Origin of the sequence: Paraburkholderia sp. Clong3 (genome assembly GCF_050436485.1) — a bacterium.
GTDB classification, from domain to species: Bacteria; Pseudomonadota; Gammaproteobacteria; order Burkholderiales; family Burkholderiaceae; genus Paraburkholderia; species Paraburkholderia tuberum.
This window is the reverse complement of record NZ_JBNDMH010000002.1, coordinates 1,967,477-1,982,615: the sequence shown is the minus strand read 5'-3', so window position 1 is coordinate 1,982,615 and position 15,139 is coordinate 1,967,477. Positions and strand designations below refer to the sequence as shown.

Sequence of the window (15,139 nt, the reverse complement as noted above, 5' to 3'; positions counted from 1 at the left end):
CGCAGCACTGAGGTGCAGACCGTGCATCTCAATCTTTGAGACGCTCTAGCGCATCACCGCGATGCACCGCGTGTCTGGCGCTTTTCTCGCTTGCCACTTCGTAGTGCGGGTCCGATTTCGATGCGGCGACGGCAACATCGTGTTCGTGCCGAACAGCCAGATCTGGAGCAATCCGGTGATCAACTACAGCTGTAGCGGCACACAGCGCATCGAGGTCGAGGTGGAACTCGCGCAGCGCAAGGACGTGGATGCGGCGATCGGGCAACTGCAGAAACTCGTGGCCGACGAGCCGCGCGTGCTGAGCGGTTCGACGCTTGCACCGGTGGTGTCGGTTGCGGATTATCCGGCGGATGGCGGCGCGACGTTGAGGATCGCCGCGTGGGTCAGGTCGCCGGATGCGTCGTTGGCTGGCGGCGATCTGCACGACAGGGCGCAGGCCGTGTTGGAGCTGGCGGGGTGTGAGGTAGCGGCTTAGGGTTAGGGGTTAGTAGGGGCATGACATACGGCCTCGACGCGATTGCCGGCCGGGTCGATCAGAAATGCCGCGTAGTAGTCGCGGTGATAGTGAGGCCGCAAGCCGGGCTGGCCGTCGGATTTGCCACCAGTCGAGAGTCCCGCTTTGAAGAATGCATCGACATGCTCACGGGACGGCGCTTTGAAGCACCAGTGACGTTTGTTTTCTCCTATTTCATTTGGATCGAGATACACGGCCAGATAGGTCGATGAGATGTCGTCGGTCGTGCAACGCTCGCCGTAGCCTAACGCGGTGGGACGGTCGAAGACTTTGCTCGCGCCGAGAGCCGTCATGATGGCGTCGTAGAAACGTCGTCCTGCCTCGATGTCGGGAACGCCGATCGACACGTGATCAAGAAGCTGCATTAGATGTCTCCCTATTGAAGCTGCACTGAGTTTATACGCGCAACTCGCTCCAACAGGCATTTCCGACTCAATCGCCAAGGTCTTCTTCCATAAGCGGCGGGCCGCTCAGTTCAAGGGTCATCAGATAGCGTTCGTCCTCCGGTCGGTTTTCGTGAACGAACCGTCGAATGTCAAGCGCAACCTGATATTTGCTGGTTACCTGCCTAACGGCGACGTGGAATTCAAACGGCAGATCATCGATAACATACATAACGATTGAGCGCAGAATCGACATGAGTGTTCATCAACTTGCACACGCGACTTTTTCAATCTCGGGCGAATATGTGGTGCCTGGGTTTTGGAGAAAATATTTTGCCGTTGTGCCCGAGGTGGCGATTGCGAAGGGTGATCCGGTAGTCGATCCAACGGGACAGGGGCGAGTCTTGACGCGGCGCACCGGAGTGTGGAGTGTGCGAAGTAAAGAGTTTGTCCGTAGCGATTTGCTGGAGCCGCATCTTCGTTATCTCGTTAGCCACTTGAATCTTCCAAGGGACGATTTCCAGCGATTGCTGGCAGACAAGAATGCGAAAGTGCACTTCTTCTGCTACTGGTACAACGCGAGCGGGGACCGGGTGTCCGACGTGCCAACGGACATTCGCATCATGATGGAAGCAATGGGCGGCACGGTAGAGATTGACGAGTACCGCTAGAGCAGGCACGAATGGAGGGGCTAGTGGCAATCGAACTCTAAGCGCCATCCGCACCGTTCCACGCTCGCGGCGACTCGCCAGTAAATGGTTTGAGCGGCTTTCGATGAACGTGAATAAACGTCAATCACCTCACATTAAAACAATATCGTACTGCTCCTGACTCAAATTCGACTCCACCTGCAACGACACCGGCTTGCCGATGAAATCGATCAGCATTGCCAGATGCTGCGACTCTTCCTCGAGAAACAGATCGATCACCTGCTGCGAAGCGACCACGCGAAACTCGCGCGGATTGAACTGCCGCGACTCGCGCAAAATCTCCCGCAACACGTCATAGCAGACCGTGCGCGCAGTCTTCACTTGCCCTTTGCCCTGGCAAATCGGGCAAGGCTCGCACAGCACATGCGCGAGCGACTCACGCGTACGCTTGCGCGTCATCTCGACGAGCCCGAGTTGCGAGAAGCCATTGACGGTCACCCGCGTGCGATCGCGCGACAACGCCTTCTTCAATTCGCCTAGCACCTGGTCGCGATGCTCGACGTTTTCCATATCGATGAAATCGATGATGATCACGCCGCCAAGATTCCTTAGCCGCAGTTGCCGCGCGATGGTATGCGCGGCTTCGAGGTTGGTCTTGAAGATCGTGTCGTCGAAGTTGCGCGCGCCGACGTAGCCGCCGGTGTTCACATCGATCGTCGTCATCGCCTCGGTCTGGTCGATCACGAGGTAGCCGCCCGACTTCAGATCCACGCGACGCGATAGCGCGCGCTGAATCTCGGCCTCGATGTTGTACAGATCGAACAGCGGCCGCTCGCCGGTGTAGTGGTGCAGCTTCGACGATACCGCCGGTGTGAACTCGGCCGCGAAATCGGCGAGCATCTGATGCGTCTCGCGCGAATCGACCTGGATGCGCGATGTGTCATCGTTGACGAAATCGCGCAGCACGCGCTGCGCGAGATTCAGATCCTGGTAGAGCAGGCTGGTGGGCGGCATGCGCTGGGCCTGCGACAGAATCGTCGCCCACGTCTTGCGCAGATACGCGACGTCGGCCGCGAGCTCTTCGCTCGTCGCATCCTCGGCGATCGTGCGCACGATGTAGCCGCCTTTCTCGTCGGCGGGCAGCACGGCGGTCAGACGCGCACGCACGGCCTCGCGCTCGGCTTCGCTTTCGATTTTCTGCGAGATGCCGATGTGCGGCTCCTGCGGCAGATACACGAGCGTGCGCCCGGCGATGCTCACTTGCGTGGACAGCCGCGCGCCCTTGGTGCCGATCGGGTCCTTGACGACCTGCACCATCAGCGTCTGACCTTCGAAGACGATCTTTTCGATCGGCTGATGCGGTGTTTGATGTTGCGCTTCGCCGGCGATGCGCGGATGCCAGATGTCGGCGACATGAAGAAACGCGGCGCGTTCGAGGCCGATGTCGATGAACGCCGATTGCATGCCGGGCAGCACGCGCACGACCTTGCCGAGATAGACATTGCCGACGCGGCCGCGCGACAGCGTTCGTTCGACATGAAGTTCCTGGACGGCGCCCTGTTGAACGAGCGCGACGCGCGTTTCCTGCGGCGTGACATTGATCAGGATTTCTTCATTCATGGTGTTGTTCTAGAAGTCGATGCGCGCTGCACGCAGGAGGGCAGCGGTTTCAAAAAGCGGCAAACCCATAATACCCGAATAGGACCCGTCTATATGCTCGATAAACTCCGCCGCGCGTCCCTGCACGCCATACGCCCCCGCCTTGCCGAGCGGCTCACCGCTCGCCGCGTAGCGACGCAACGCGTCTGCGTGCACTGCAGCAAAACGCACCTTCGAGACCGACAACGCCGCGCGCAGCAGCGCGCCGTTGGCATCGATCACGGCGAGCGCGGTCAGCACTTCGTGCGTGCGGCCCGCGAGACGTGTGAGCATGGCGACCGCATCGTCGGCATCGATGGGCTTGCCGAGAATCGCGTCGTCGATCGTGACGGTGGTGTCGGCGACGAGTATCGGCCGCACCTCGTGACCGCCGTCGAGGAGCCGCGCGCGGGCCGCCTGCGCCTTCGCGATGCACACGCGCTGCACGTAGTCGCGCGCGTGTTCGCCGGGCCGTTCGGCTTCGAGCGCTTCGGCGTCTTCATCGGGGCGCGGCAGCAGCAATTCGAAACGCACGCCGAGCTGTTGCAGCAGCTCCTGGCGGCGCGGACTTTGCGAGGCGAGGTAGACGAACGGATGCAGCGAAGCGGAGGGCGTGGGCATGAACGGGTCTCGATGGAGCGGGAAACGGATGGCGCGGGGTGGTGAACGCGGGTGGGCGTGGAAGAGTGAACGGGGCGAGGTTGACCCGGTGATCCGATCGATGCGCTGCATCCACTAGCGGCATCGATGCACAGCGCGTCGGGCGCATCATCGCATGAAGCGACGACAATGCGCTCAAGCGTATGGAGCAGAGCGCCCGCGACGCGTCAGCAGCAACGAATCGTTGCCAGGCGTCGCCGCGCAAGGCTCCAGCACCTACGCGCGATGATACGGATGATTTTGCGTGATGGTCCACGCGCGATAAAGCTGTTCGGCCAGCAGCACGCGCACCATCGCGTGCGGCAGCGTGAGGCTCGACACGCGCAGCATCATATCGGCGCGTGCCTTCAGCTCGGGATCGAGCCCGTCCGCGCCGCCGATCAGAAAGGCCACGTCGCGGCCGTCTTGCTGCCAGCCCGGCAACGCGCCCGCGAGCTGCATCGTGGTCCAGTCCTTGCCGCGTTCGTCGAGCGCGACGATGCGTGCGTTCTTCGGCAACGCGGCTTCGAGCTTCTGCCGTTCGGCGGCCATCACGCTTTCGGCCGAACGGCCCGACGAGCGCTGCTCCGGTTTGATCTCGCGCAGTTCGATGCGCAACTCGGGCGGCATGCGTTTCGCGTATTCGTCGAAGCCGGTCGCGATCCAGTCCGGCATCTTGTGGCCGACGGCGAGGATGTGCAGTTTCATCGCGAGGACAGTAGCGGTGTGCCCGACACGGCCCGCTTACTTGCGGCGCGCCGTGGTCTTGCGCGCGGGCTTCGCGGCCGGCGCTTCCTCGTCTTCCTCGTCGTCGGGCTCGCTTGCGCGCGCGCCGCCGAACGGATTCGGCGTCGACAGCTTGATGCGCACCGGCTTGTCGCCCCAGATTTCCTCGAGGTTGTAGTACTGGCGCAGCGCCGGCTGCAGGATGTGCACGATCGCGTCGCCGCAATCGACCAGCACCCATTCGCCGATATCCTCGCCCTCGGTGCTGATGATCTCGCCGCCGGCTTCCTTCACGCCTTCGCGCACGCTCGACGCGAGCGCCTTGGTTTGCCGGTTCGACGTGCCGCTCGCGACGATCACGCGATCGAACAGCGAGGTCAGGTGGCTGGTGTTGAACACTTTGATGTCTTGCGCCTTGACGTCTTCGAGAGCGTCGACGATTACGCGTTGCAGTTTGCGAATATCCATGGAGTTACCGGTGGTACAGATGATGTTGAAGAATATAGTCCCACACCGCGGCGGGGACGTGACTCGCGGCCCGATCCTGGCTTGTGCCGCCCGCACCCGCGTGGGCGAGCCGCTGGTTGACCTGCTCGCGCAGATGCGCGCGAATGTCGGTGGCCGATACGTTGAACGCGAGCGTCGTGTCGATCAGCAGATGGCCGCAGGGTGTGGCCTGCAGCACGTCGGCGCGCGCACGGCGCGCGGCGATTTCCTTGGCGACCGCGGGGGCGACCGACGCGAGGTCGAAGCCGGGCCGCGTGGCCGCGCCGATATGCGCGAGCTCGAACAGGCGCCGCCAGTCGCGCCATGTGTCGAGATGCACCAGTTGATCCGCGCCGATCAGCAGCGTGATCGATGCGTCGTCGCCTTCGCGCTCGCGCCAGCATTGCAGCGTCTCGACCGTGTAGGTCGCGCCATCGTGCTCGATTTCGTCGGTCGCGACGCGCACCGTCACGCCGGGGATCGCGAGCGACGCGGCCGCCGCGCGCGTCATCGCGAGCCGATGTGCGGCGGGCGACACGTCGGCTTTCTGCCACGGCTGGCCGGCCGGCAGCAGCACCAGTTCGGTCAGCCGCAGAACGTCGGCGAACCGCCGCGCAAGCGCGAGGTGGCCGTCGTGGATCGGGTCGAAAGTGCCGCCCAGCAGACCGATCCGGCGAGGCAGGGCGACAGGGTGAGCGTTCGGCTTCAGGTGAGGGTCCTTTGTCGTGACCGTAAGCGAGACAGGTGGCGCGTCATACCCACTCGCGCGGCACGAGGAAATCGCTGTACAAACGCGCTTCCGGCGTGCCCGGCTCGGGGTGCCAGTCGTAGCGCCAGTTCGCCACGGGCGGCATCGACATCAGGATCGATTCGGTGCGTCCGCCGCTCTGCAGCCCAAACAGTGTGCCACGGTCGAAGACCAGATTGAACTCGACGTAGCGGCCGCGCCGGTAGGCCTGGAACGCGCGCTCGGCTTCGCCGTACGGCGTGTCGCGGCGGCGCTCGATGATCGGCAGGTACGCCTTGAGAAAGCCTTCGCCGACGCTTTTGAGCATCGCGAACGATTGCTCGAAGCCCGGCGCCGAGAAATCGTCGAAGAAAATCCCGCCGATGCCGCGCGGCTCGTTGCGGTGCTTCAGGAAGAAGTACTCGTCGCACCAGCGCTTGAAGCGCGGGTACAGATCCGCGCCATACGGCGCGAGCGCGTCGCGACACACCTGATGGAACTGCCCGGCGTCCTCTTCGTAGCCGTAGTAGGGCGTCAGGTCCATGCCGCCGCCGAACCAGAACACCGGTTCTTCGCCTTCCCTCGTCGCGATGAGCAGGCGCACGTTCATGTGCACGGTCGGGCAGTGCGGATTGTGCGGATGCAGCACGAGCGACACGCCCATCGCCTCGAAGCCGCGCCCGGCCAGTTGCGGCCGCGCGGCGCTTGCCGAGCCCGGCAGCGCGTCGCCCGCGACGTCCGAGAAGCCGATGCCGGCGCGCTCGAAGAACTGGCCGCCTTCGAGAATCCGCGTGACGCCGCCGCCGCGCAGCTTCTCGCCGGGCGCGCGCTGCCACGCGTCGGTAGCGAACGCGGTGCCGTCGAAGGCGCCGAGCGTGTCCGCGATATGCGATTGCAGGCCTTGCAGCCAGCTGCGCACGGCTTGTGCGTCGTAGCTCGAATTGCTCATGAATGCAGGTGCTTGGGCGGCACGCTCGTCGTGCCGCGGGTTCTTCGAAAGAAAGCGATGGCCGCGTCGGCGCCGGGTGTCTGCGAACTCGGACCGCTGGTTCGGATTGTGCCTGGTTGCCGGAGGCGAACATGAGAGGCGGCTTGCCGCTTCAGTCGATTCGCGGGCTCCGGGCCCGTCTGCCGCGACGAGCGGGAAAGATTCAGTGTAGCGCGCGTCGTGTAACGTGCCCGCACTGCGGCGCCTGTGGCACCGGCAGTGCGCCGCCCGCACGGCGTCCAGCGCTAGCGAAGCTACTTGCCGTCGTGCTTGCGGTTGAGCGCGCGATAGCCGATGTCTCGGCGGTATTGCATGCCGTCGAACGCGATCTGGTTGATCGTGTGGTACGCGGCCGCCTGCGCGGTGCGCACCGAATCCGCGAGACCGACGACGCACAGTACGCGCCCGCCCGAGGTGGTCAGCTTGCCGTCCGTCAGCGTGGTGCCGGCGTGGAACGTGACTGAATCCGCGGTTTCGGCGGGAATGCCGTTGATGCGGTCGCCCCTCCTCGGCGTGTCCGGGTAGTTGTGCGCGGCGAGCACGACACCGAGCGCGGTGCGGCGGTCCCATTCGAGCTCGACGGTGTCGAGCGTGCCGGCGATCGCGTGTTCCACCACCTTCGAATAGTCGCCTTTCAGACGCGCCATGATCGGCTGCGTTTCGGGGTCGCCCATCCGGCAGTTGAATTCGAGCGTCTTCGGGTTGCCTTGCGCGTCGATCATCAGGCCCGCGTACAGGAAGCCGGTGTAGCGGATGCCTTCCTTCTCCATGCCGCGCACGGTCGGCAGGATGATTTCGCGCATCACGCGCGCATGCAGCTGCGGCGTGACGATCGGCGCGGGCGAGTAGGCGCCCATGCCGCCCGTATTCGGGCCCTGGTCGCCGTCGAGCAGACGCTTGTGATCCTGGCTCGACGCGAGCGCGAGCACGTGCTTGCCGTCCACCATCACGATGAAGCTCGCTTCCTCGCCGGCGAGGAATTCCTCGATCACGACGCGCGCGCCGGCGTCGCCGAGCTTGTTGTCCGACAGCATCATGTCGACCGCGGCGTGCGCTTCTTGCAGCGTTTGCGCGACCACCACGCCCTTGCCGGCGGCGAGGCCGTCGGCCTTGATCACGATCGGCGCGCCCTTGGCGTCCAGATACGCGTGCGCGGCGGCGACGTCGGCGAAGGTTTCGTACTCGGCCGTCGGGATGCCGTGGCGCTTCATGAACGCTTTGGCGAAATCTTTCGAGCTTTCGAGCTGGGCGGCCTCTTTGGTCGGCCCGAAGATCTTCAGACCGCGCGAGCGGAACAGGTTGACGATGCCTGCCGCGAGCGGCGCTTCCGGCCCGACCAGCGTGAACGCGATCTGTTCTGTTTCGACGAAATCAGCGAGCGCGGCCGGCTCGGTGATGTCGATGTTGAGCAGACGCTCATCCTGGGCGGTGCCGCCGTTGCCCGGCGCGACGTAGACGAGCTGGACCCGCGGCGATTGCGCGAGCTTCCATGCCAGCGCATGTTCGCGACCGCCGGAACCGACGACGAGTAACTTCATGTGAATCCCCGAGACTTGAAAACCATAAACGGCCGAGCGGTGTGCTCAGCCGTGCAATAAACCATCAACAGCAAGGGCAAACGATGCCAGAGCCCGGCGCGCCATCACTCGCCGGCGAGCGACGCGTTTGTATAGACTTCCTGCACGTCGTCCAGATTTTCCAGCGCGTCGAGCAGCTTCTGCATTTTCACGGCATCGTCGCCGGTGAATTCGACTTCGGTCTGCGGCTTCATCGTGACTTCGGCCAGTTCGGCCTTGAAGCCCGCCGTTTCGAGTGCAGCCTTCACTTTCGAAAAATCGTTCGGCGGGCACAGCACCTCGATACTGCCGTCCTCGTTCGTCACGACGTCGTCGGCGCCCGCTTCGAGCGCGGCTTCCATCAGCGTGTCTTCGGCGGTGCCGGGAGCGAACAGGAACTGGCCGACGTGATCGAACATGAACGACACCGAGCCGTCGGTGCCCATGTTGCCGCCGTTCTTCGAGAACGCGTGACGCACTTCCGCGACCGTGCGGGTGCGGTTGTCGGTCATCGTGTCGACGATCACCGCCGCGCCGCCGATGCCATAGCCTTCGTAGCGGATTTCCTCGTAGTTCGCGCCGTCCGCGCCGCCGACACCGCGCTGGATCGCGCGGTTGATGTTGTCTTTCGGCATGTTGGCGTCGTACGCCTTGTCGACCGCGAGCCGCAGACGCGGGTTCGAGTCGATTTCGCCGCCGCCCAGACGGGCCGCAACCTGGATTTCCTTGATGAGCCGCGTCCAGACCTTGCCGCGCTTGGCATCGGCCGCTGCTTTCTTATGCTTGATGTTGGCCCATTTCGAATGACCCGCCATACTTTTCTCCGTCGCGCGCGCCAGCGGGGCGCACGCATAGTGCAATTGTCGTTGCGATGTCGGGCGCCTCGCGTGTTGCGCCTCGATGTCAATCCGTCAGGTGAAAGGCTGCCGGCCGCTCGTGCTTGTCGCTCGTGTTGGCCCGTCGAGGCGGCCACCTGTGCCGCCGATCTCAGCCTGGCCGTTCCCGCGCGTCGTTCCGCGCTTGCCCGCCGGTGGGCGTTCGTGCCGGTTCGTGCATGATCGGCCGGCCAGGCGCAGCCGCAGGGCGGCAGCGCGGTGGAGCGGGGCAGCTTGCGCGGCCAGGCGCCGCATGACCTGATGCGAAAGCGCGGGGCGCCAGTCGAAATTGCAGGCGGTGGTGCGAGTGATCGTGCGGGTCGAGCCGCTCCGTCGAGCGGATTCGAATTTTATCATGCCGCGAGGGTGCGGCAGAGGGGGCCGCGTCGCGAAACCGGCCGCAAATGCAATGAAATCGACGCGAAAATGAATGGAGGCGGTGCGGATGTGTCGCCGGGAGGGCCGGATGCGGGCGAAAGCGGGGCCGGTTCCGGGGCGGCGGCATCGCCAGGCCACCCCCGCTGGCCCCCGGCGCGTCAGTTCTTCGTCCCGAACAACCGGTCGCCCGCGTCGCCCAGGCCCGGCACGATGTACGCATGCTCGTTCAGATGCGAATCGAGCGACGCGATGAACAGCTTGACGTCCGGGTGCGCGTCCTGGAACACCTGCACGCCCTCAGGCGCGGCGACGAGCGCGAGGAACATGATGTTCTCGGCGGCCACGTTGCGGCGCTTGAGCACATCGACCGCGTGCACGGCCGAGTAGCCGGTCGCGACCATCGGATCGCAGAGGATGAACACGCGGTCTTCGAGGTCCGGCAGCCGCACCAGGTATTCGACCGGCCGATGATCCTCCGCGCGGTACACGCCGATATGGCCGACGCGCGCCGACGGCACCAGCTCGAGCAGGCCGTCCGACATGCCGACGCCCGCGCGCAGCACCGGCACGATCGCGAGCTTCTTGCCGGCGATCACCGGCGCGTCGATCTCGACGAGCGGCGTGGTGATGCGGCGCGTGGTCATTGGCAGGTTGCGGGTGATTTCGTAGCCCATCAGCAGCGTGATTTCGCGCAGCAGTTCGCGGAACGTGCGCGTCGACGTGTCCCGGTCGCGCATGTGCGACAGCTTGTGCTGGATCAGCGGGTGATCGAGGATGAAGAGATTGGGGAAACGGCTGTCCTGGGTCATGGCGGGCTCGCGCGCGGCGGCAAGGTGGATCGGTTCGGCGCGCTCATCAGTTGGCTCAGTCCGCGCTCGAAGGTCGGACGAACGGTGGAAAAGTGCGCCACCGCGCAGTTTACCGAAAGAGTACCGCCCGGCGATACCTGAGTTTGCAGCGACGCGGCACAGTCCTGCACCGATTCTTCTAGAATCTGGGGAAACTTCGCCAGGAGGGCATACACATGGACATGGGAATCGCAGGACGCCGCGCGCTGGTTTGCGCGGCGAGCAAAGGTCTGGGACGCGGCTGCGCGGAAGCGCTGGCCGCCGAGGGCGTCGACCTGACGATCGTCGCGCGCACCGCCGAAACGCTCGAAGCGACCGCCGAGGCGATCCGCAAGCAGAGCGGCGTCGAGGTGAAGACCGTCGCATGCGACATCACCACGCCTGAAGGGCGCGCGGCCGCGCTCGCGGCCTGCCCGCAGCCGGACATTCTCGTCAACAACGCGGGCGGTCCGCCGCCGGGCGATTTCCGCAACTTCACGCACGAGGACTGGATCCGCGCGCTCGAAGCCAACATGCTGACGCCGATCGAGCTGATCCGTCAGACCATCGACACGATGAGCGCGCGCGGCTTCGGGCGCATCGTCAACATCACGAGCTCGGCGGTGAAGGCGCCGATCGACGTGCTCGGTCTGTCGAACGGCGCGCGCTCCGGCCTGACCGGTTTCGTCGCGGGGCTCGCGCGCAAGGTCGCGCCGACCGGCGTGACGATCAACAACCTGCTGCCGGGCCTGTTCGACACCGACCGTATCGCGGTCACGTTCGAGGCGCAGGCGAAGACGCACAACATTTCGATCGACGAAGCGCGCAAGCAGCGCATGAAGACGATCCCCGCCGGCCGCTTCGGTAATCGCGAAGAATTCGGCCGCGCCTGCGCGTTCCTGTGCAGCACGCACGCGGGTTACATCACCGGGCAGAACTGGTTGATCGACGGCGGCGCCTATCCTGGTACGTACTGAGCTGGTACGTACTGAGCAGGCACGTACCGAGCCGCCGCGCGCGAACGACACCCGTCACATCACAACAACGATAGTCACAAGGGTTTGAGGAGTCTTATGTCATGAGCACCCGCATAGCGCTGATCGCGCACGATCACAAGAAGGACGACATCGTCAAACTGGCCGGCGAATACGTCGACACGCTCGCGCGCTGCGAGATCGTCGCAACCGGCACGACCGGCGGACGCATCAGCGACGCGCACGGCCTGACGGTCGAGCGCATGCTGTCGGGCCCGCACGGCGGCGACCTGCAGATCGGCGCGCAGCTCGCCGAAGGGCGCGTCGACATGGTGATTTTCCTGCGCGACCCGATGACGCCGCAGCCGCACGAGCCGGACATCAACGCGCTAGTGCGCGCGTGCGACGTGCACAACATTCCGTGCGCGACGAACATTTCGACCGCCCGCATGGTGCTCGACGTGCTGACGCTGCGCCTGTCCGGCGAGGCGTGAGCGCGCGCGTCGCCGCACCCACATCCATACAGATGAAGGAGACGTGATGGTCAAGGCAATCCGTTTCGACAAAACCGGCGGACCCGAAGTCATGAAATGGGTTGACGTCGAGGTGGGCGAGCCCGGCGCGCGCGAGATCCGCATTCGCCAGACGGCGGTCGGCCTCAATTACATCGACGTGTATTTCCGCACCGGTCTGTATCCGCTGCCGCTGCCGGGCGGGCTCGGCGTGGAAGCGGCCGGCGAGGTCAGCGCGGTGGGCCCCGGCGTGACCGGTCTGAAGGTCGGCGATCGCGTCGCGTATGTCGCGCGGCCGCCCGGCGCGTATGCGCAGGAGCGCGTGCTGCAGGCCGCGCTGGTCGTCAAGCTGCCCGATGCGATCAGCGACGAGCAGGCCGCGTCGGTGATGCTGCAAGGCTTGACTGCGCAATATCTGCTGCGCCGCACGTATCGCGTGAAGGCCGGTGACACGATCCTCATTCAGGCCGCAGCGGGCGGCGTCGGCCTGCTCGTGTGCCAGTGGGCGAAGGCACTCGGCGCGACGGTGATCGGTACGGTCGGTTCCGACGAGAAAGCCGAGATCGCGAAAGCGCACGGCTGCGATCACGCGATCGTCTATACGCGCGAGAACTTCACGAAGCGCGTACGCGAGATCACCAACGGCGCGGGCGTGCCGGTCGTCTACGATTCGATCGGCAAGGACACCTTCGAAAAATCGCTCGACTGTCTCGCGCCGCTCGGCCTGTTCGTGAGCTTCGGCAACGCGTCGGGTCCGCTGCCGCCGATCGATTCGTCGGAATTCGCGGGACGCGGCTCGCTGTTCTTTACACGACCGACGCTCTTCACCTATATGGCGAAACGCAGCGACTACGAGGCGATGTCGGCCGAGCTGTTCGAGGTGCTGAGCTCGGGCAAGGTCAAGACGAGCATCAATCAGCGCTATGCGCTGCCGGACGTCGGGCAGGCACATGCGGACCTCGAAGGGCGCCGCACGACGGGGTCGACGATCCTGCTGCCATAAAAAGTGTCAGCGCGGCCTCGGGCTGCGCTGCACGTCATCCATCAGGGCCGTTTCATCGCGAGATGAAACGGCCTTGTCCGTTTACGCGATTTTTACGCGCACCCCGCGATCTTTGACCAGCTCTTTAGGCCGATCGGCATACCGTTCTATCCATCCAAAGTCCGTGAATGGAGAACGAGAATGGATGTGCTGTATGTCGGGGGCCTGGCGCTGTTTGCCTTGCTGACCTTTGGGCTGATTGGCGGCTGCGAGAAGCTGATGCAGTTGCGCCGCGGACAAGGAGCGCGCTGATGACCTGGATGCTGTGGCTGGCCGGCGCGTCGACCGCGCTGCTGTTCGTATATCTCGTGTATGCGCTGCTGCGCGCGGAGGACATTGAATGAACACGAACGATGTCCTGCAGGCGAGTCTTTTTATCGTCGTGCTACTGGCCGCGGCGGTGCCGATGGCGAGCTATCTCGGCGCCGTGATGGACGGCAGTTCGCGCGTGGTGCGCTTCGGCGCGCCGCTCGAACGGCTGCTTTACCGCATCGCGGGCGTCGATCCAGCGGCGGAAATGGGCTGGAGGCACTACGCGGTCGCCACGCTCGCGTTCAACGTGCTCGGCGCGGCGTTCCTGTACGTGCTGCTGCGCGTGCAAGGGTGGCTGCCAGGCAATCCGCAGCAGTTCGGCGCGATGTCGGTCGACAGCGCCTTCAACACCGCGGTCAGCTTCGTGACCAACACCAACTGGCAGGACTACACGCCCGAGCAGACGGTCGGCTATCTGACGCAGATGCTCGGCCTGACCGTGCAGAACTTCCTGTCGGCGGCGACCGGCATCGTCGTCGTGTTCGCGTTGATGCGCGGCTTCGCGCGTCATACCGCGCAGACGATCGGCAACTTCTGGGTCGACATCACGCGCGTGACGATGTACGTCCTGCTGCCGATGGCGGCGATCATCGCCGCACTGCTGATGAGTCAGGGCGTGATCCAGAACTTCAAGGCATATCAGGAGGTGCCGACGCTGCAGACCACCACCTACGCCGCGCCGAAGCTCGACGCGCAAGGCAATCCGGTGAAGGACGCGAAGGGCGATCCGGTGATGCTCGACACGCCCGTGAAGACGCAGACCATCGCGATGGGCCCGGTCGCGTCGCAGGAAGCGATCAAGATGCTCGGCACCAACGGCGGCGGCTTCTTCAACGGCAACTCCGCGCATCCGTACGAAAACCCGACGCCGTTCTCGAACTTCGTGCAGATCATCTCGATCCTGATCATCCCGGCGGCGCTCGCGCTCGTGTTCGGCCGCGTGATCGGCGATCGCCGGCAGGGCGTCGCGGTGCTCGCGGCGATGACGATCGCGTTCGGCGTTTGCGTGTTCGGCGAGATCAGCGCCGAGCAGAGCGGCAATCCCGCGTTCACGGCGCTCAACGTCGATCAGTCGGCGAACGCGCTGCAGGCGGGCGGCAATGCGGAGGGCAAGGAAACGCGCTTCGGCATCGCGCAGTCGGGCATCTTCACGGTCGCGACGACGGCGGCTTCGTGCGGCGCGGTCGACAACATGCACGATTCGTTGACGCCGCTCGGCGGCCTGTATCCGATGCTGCTGATCCAGCTCGGCGAAGTGATCTTCGGCGGTGTCGGTTCCGGCATGTACGGGATGCTCGTGTTCGCGCTGCTCGCGGTGTTCGTCGCGGGACTGATGATCGGGCGTACTCCTGAATATGTCGGCAAGAAGATCGAGGCCTACGAGATGAAGATGGTGTCGATCGTCGTGCTGCTCACGCCGCTGCTCGTGCTGGTGGGCACCTCGATCGCGGTGCTCAGCGCGGCGGGCAAGGCCGGCATCGCAAACCCCGGTGCACACGGCTTCTCCGAGATCCTCTATGCGTTCAGCTCGGCGGCGAACAACAACGGTAGCGCGTTCGCGGGTCTCACGGTGAATACGCCGTTCTACAACTGGCTTACCGCGATCGCGATGTGGTTCGGCCGCTTCGGCACGATCGTGCCGGTGCTCGCGATCGCCGGTTCGCTCGCCGCGAAGAAGCGCATCGCCGTCACCGGCGGCACGCTGCCGACGCACGGACCGCTGTTCGTCGTGCTGCTGCTCGGCACGGTGCTGCTGGTCGGCGCGCTGACCTACGTCCCGGCGCTCGCGCTCGGTCCCGGCGTGGAGCATCTGATGATGATCGGCGTGCAGTGACCCACGGCAGTGACCCAGGCCGCGAGCCAACGACCGAACAGGCGCCTGCACGCCGCAAGCCTGCCAGCGCCCACGGAC

Annotated in this window: 19 protein-coding genes; 8 read left to right on the top strand and 11 right to left on the bottom strand. The window is 64.7% G+C overall.

Going from position 1 to position 15,139, the window contains the following annotated elements:
* The first annotated feature begins 139 nt into the window (after positions 1–139).
* Positions 140–475 (top strand): hypothetical protein, encoded by a 336-nt coding sequence (locus tag OKW30_RS13370; RefSeq protein WP_429346889.1) that lies wholly within the window; start codon positions 140–142, stop codon positions 473–475.
* A 2-nt stretch (positions 476–477) separates the two neighbouring features.
* On the opposite strand, the gene OKW30_RS13365 is transcribed toward OKW30_RS13370, so the two are convergent.
* Both OKW30_RS13365 and OKW30_RS13360 read right to left on the bottom strand, forming a co-directional pair.
* A complete protein-coding gene (locus OKW30_RS13365; RefSeq protein WP_429346888.1) occupies positions 478–879 on the bottom strand; it encodes a VOC family protein in 402 nt (133 codons plus the stop codon).
* 67 nt (positions 880–946) lie between these two features.
* The gene (locus OKW30_RS13360) at positions 947–1,153 is read right to left on the bottom strand and encodes a hypothetical protein (protein WP_429294868.1); all 207 of its coding nucleotides are present in this window, start codon (positions 1,151–1,153) and stop codon (positions 947–949) included.
* On the opposite strand from OKW30_RS13360, the gene OKW30_RS13355 reads away from it, so the two are divergent.
* Complete coding sequence (locus OKW30_RS13355) at positions 1,152–1,568, top strand: DUF4279 domain-containing protein (RefSeq protein WP_429346887.1); 417 nt, start codon at positions 1,152–1,154, stop codon at positions 1,566–1,568. The genes OKW30_RS13360 and OKW30_RS13355 overlap by 2 nt on opposite strands.
* Before the next feature lie 129 nt (positions 1,569–1,697).
* Here OKW30_RS13355 and rng read toward each other — a convergent pair whose 3' ends face one another.
* The 9 genes from rng to upp all read right to left on the bottom strand — a co-directional run bounded on the left by rng (position 1,698) and on the right by upp (position 10,369).
* The gene (gene rng / locus OKW30_RS13350; protein ID WP_090803712.1) at positions 1,698–3,167 is read right to left on the bottom strand and encodes a ribonuclease G; all 1,470 of its coding nucleotides are present in this window, start codon (positions 3,165–3,167) and stop codon (positions 1,698–1,700) included.
* A gap of 9 nt (positions 3,168–3,176) precedes the next feature.
* Positions 3,177–3,806 carry a Maf family protein gene (locus tag OKW30_RS13345; RefSeq protein ID WP_429346886.1) on the bottom strand — a complete coding sequence of 210 codons (630 nt, stop codon included), beginning with the start codon at positions 3,804–3,806 and terminating at the stop codon, positions 3,177–3,179.
* Positions 3,807–4,061: 255 nt separating this feature from the next.
* The gene (rlmH, locus tag OKW30_RS13340) at positions 4,062–4,532 is read right to left on the bottom strand and encodes a 23S rRNA (pseudouridine(1915)-N(3))-methyltransferase RlmH (RefSeq protein WP_187627023.1); all 471 of its coding nucleotides are present in this window, start codon (positions 4,530–4,532) and stop codon (positions 4,062–4,064) included.
* Positions 4,533–4,568: 36 nt separating this feature from the next.
* A complete protein-coding gene (rsfS, locus tag OKW30_RS13335) occupies positions 4,569–5,018 on the bottom strand; it encodes a ribosome silencing factor (RefSeq protein ID WP_018419969.1) in 450 nt (149 codons plus the stop codon).
* 4 nt (positions 5,019–5,022) lie between these two features.
* Positions 5,023–5,745, bottom strand: coding sequence for a nicotinate-nucleotide adenylyltransferase (locus OKW30_RS13330; protein WP_429347752.1), 723 nt, complete (start codon positions 5,743–5,745; stop codon positions 5,023–5,025).
* A gap of 43 nt (positions 5,746–5,788) precedes the next feature.
* Positions 5,789–6,712 (bottom strand): oxygen-dependent coproporphyrinogen oxidase, encoded by a 924-nt coding sequence (hemF, locus tag OKW30_RS13325; protein WP_184072009.1) that lies wholly within the window; start codon positions 6,710–6,712, stop codon positions 5,789–5,791.
* Between the two features lie 293 nt (positions 6,713–7,005).
* Entirely contained in the window at positions 7,006–8,289 is a 1,284-nt protein-coding gene (gene purD, locus OKW30_RS13320; protein ID WP_429346885.1) for a phosphoribosylamine--glycine ligase, read from the bottom strand.
* Positions 8,290–8,393: 104 nt separating this feature from the next.
* Positions 8,394–9,122 carry a YebC/PmpR family DNA-binding transcriptional regulator gene (locus OKW30_RS13315; RefSeq protein WP_429346884.1) on the bottom strand — a complete coding sequence of 243 codons (729 nt, stop codon included), beginning with the start codon at positions 9,120–9,122 and terminating at the stop codon, positions 8,394–8,396.
* Between the two features lie 596 nt (positions 9,123–9,718).
* A complete protein-coding gene (upp, locus tag OKW30_RS13310; RefSeq protein ID WP_026225693.1) occupies positions 9,719–10,369 on the bottom strand; it encodes a uracil phosphoribosyltransferase in 651 nt (216 codons plus the stop codon).
* A gap of 215 nt (positions 10,370–10,584) precedes the next feature.
* Between upp and OKW30_RS13305 the strand changes: the two genes are divergently transcribed.
* The 6 genes from OKW30_RS13305 (at position 10,585) to kdpA (ending at position 15,061) form a co-directional block, all read left to right on the top strand.
* Positions 10,585–11,364, top strand: coding sequence for an SDR family oxidoreductase (locus OKW30_RS13305; RefSeq protein WP_090803723.1), 780 nt, complete (start codon positions 10,585–10,587; stop codon positions 11,362–11,364).
* Between the two features lie 101 nt (positions 11,365–11,465).
* The gene (locus tag OKW30_RS13300) at positions 11,466–11,855 is read left to right on the top strand and encodes a methylglyoxal synthase (protein ID WP_013088898.1); all 390 of its coding nucleotides are present in this window, start codon (positions 11,466–11,468) and stop codon (positions 11,853–11,855) included.
* A 46-nt stretch (positions 11,856–11,901) separates the two neighbouring features.
* Entirely contained in the window at positions 11,902–12,876 is a 975-nt protein-coding gene (locus OKW30_RS13295) for a quinone oxidoreductase family protein (RefSeq protein ID WP_429346883.1), read from the top strand.
* 180 nt (positions 12,877–13,056) lie between these two features.
* Positions 13,057–13,167: a hypothetical protein gene (locus OKW30_RS13290; protein WP_018419977.1), complete on the top strand. Its 111-nt coding sequence runs from the start codon at positions 13,057–13,059 to the stop codon at positions 13,165–13,167.
* A complete protein-coding gene (gene kdpF, locus OKW30_RS13285; protein ID WP_013088901.1) occupies positions 13,167–13,259 on the top strand; it encodes a K(+)-transporting ATPase subunit F in 93 nt (30 codons plus the stop codon). The genes OKW30_RS13290 and kdpF overlap by 1 nt, the downstream gene beginning before the upstream one ends.
* Positions 13,256–15,061 carry a potassium-transporting ATPase subunit KdpA gene (gene kdpA / locus OKW30_RS13280; RefSeq protein ID WP_184072018.1) on the top strand — a complete coding sequence of 602 codons (1,806 nt, stop codon included), beginning with the start codon at positions 13,256–13,258 and terminating at the stop codon, positions 15,059–15,061. The genes kdpF and kdpA overlap by 4 nt, the downstream gene beginning before the upstream one ends.
* Positions 15,062–15,139: the final 78 nt, after the last annotated feature.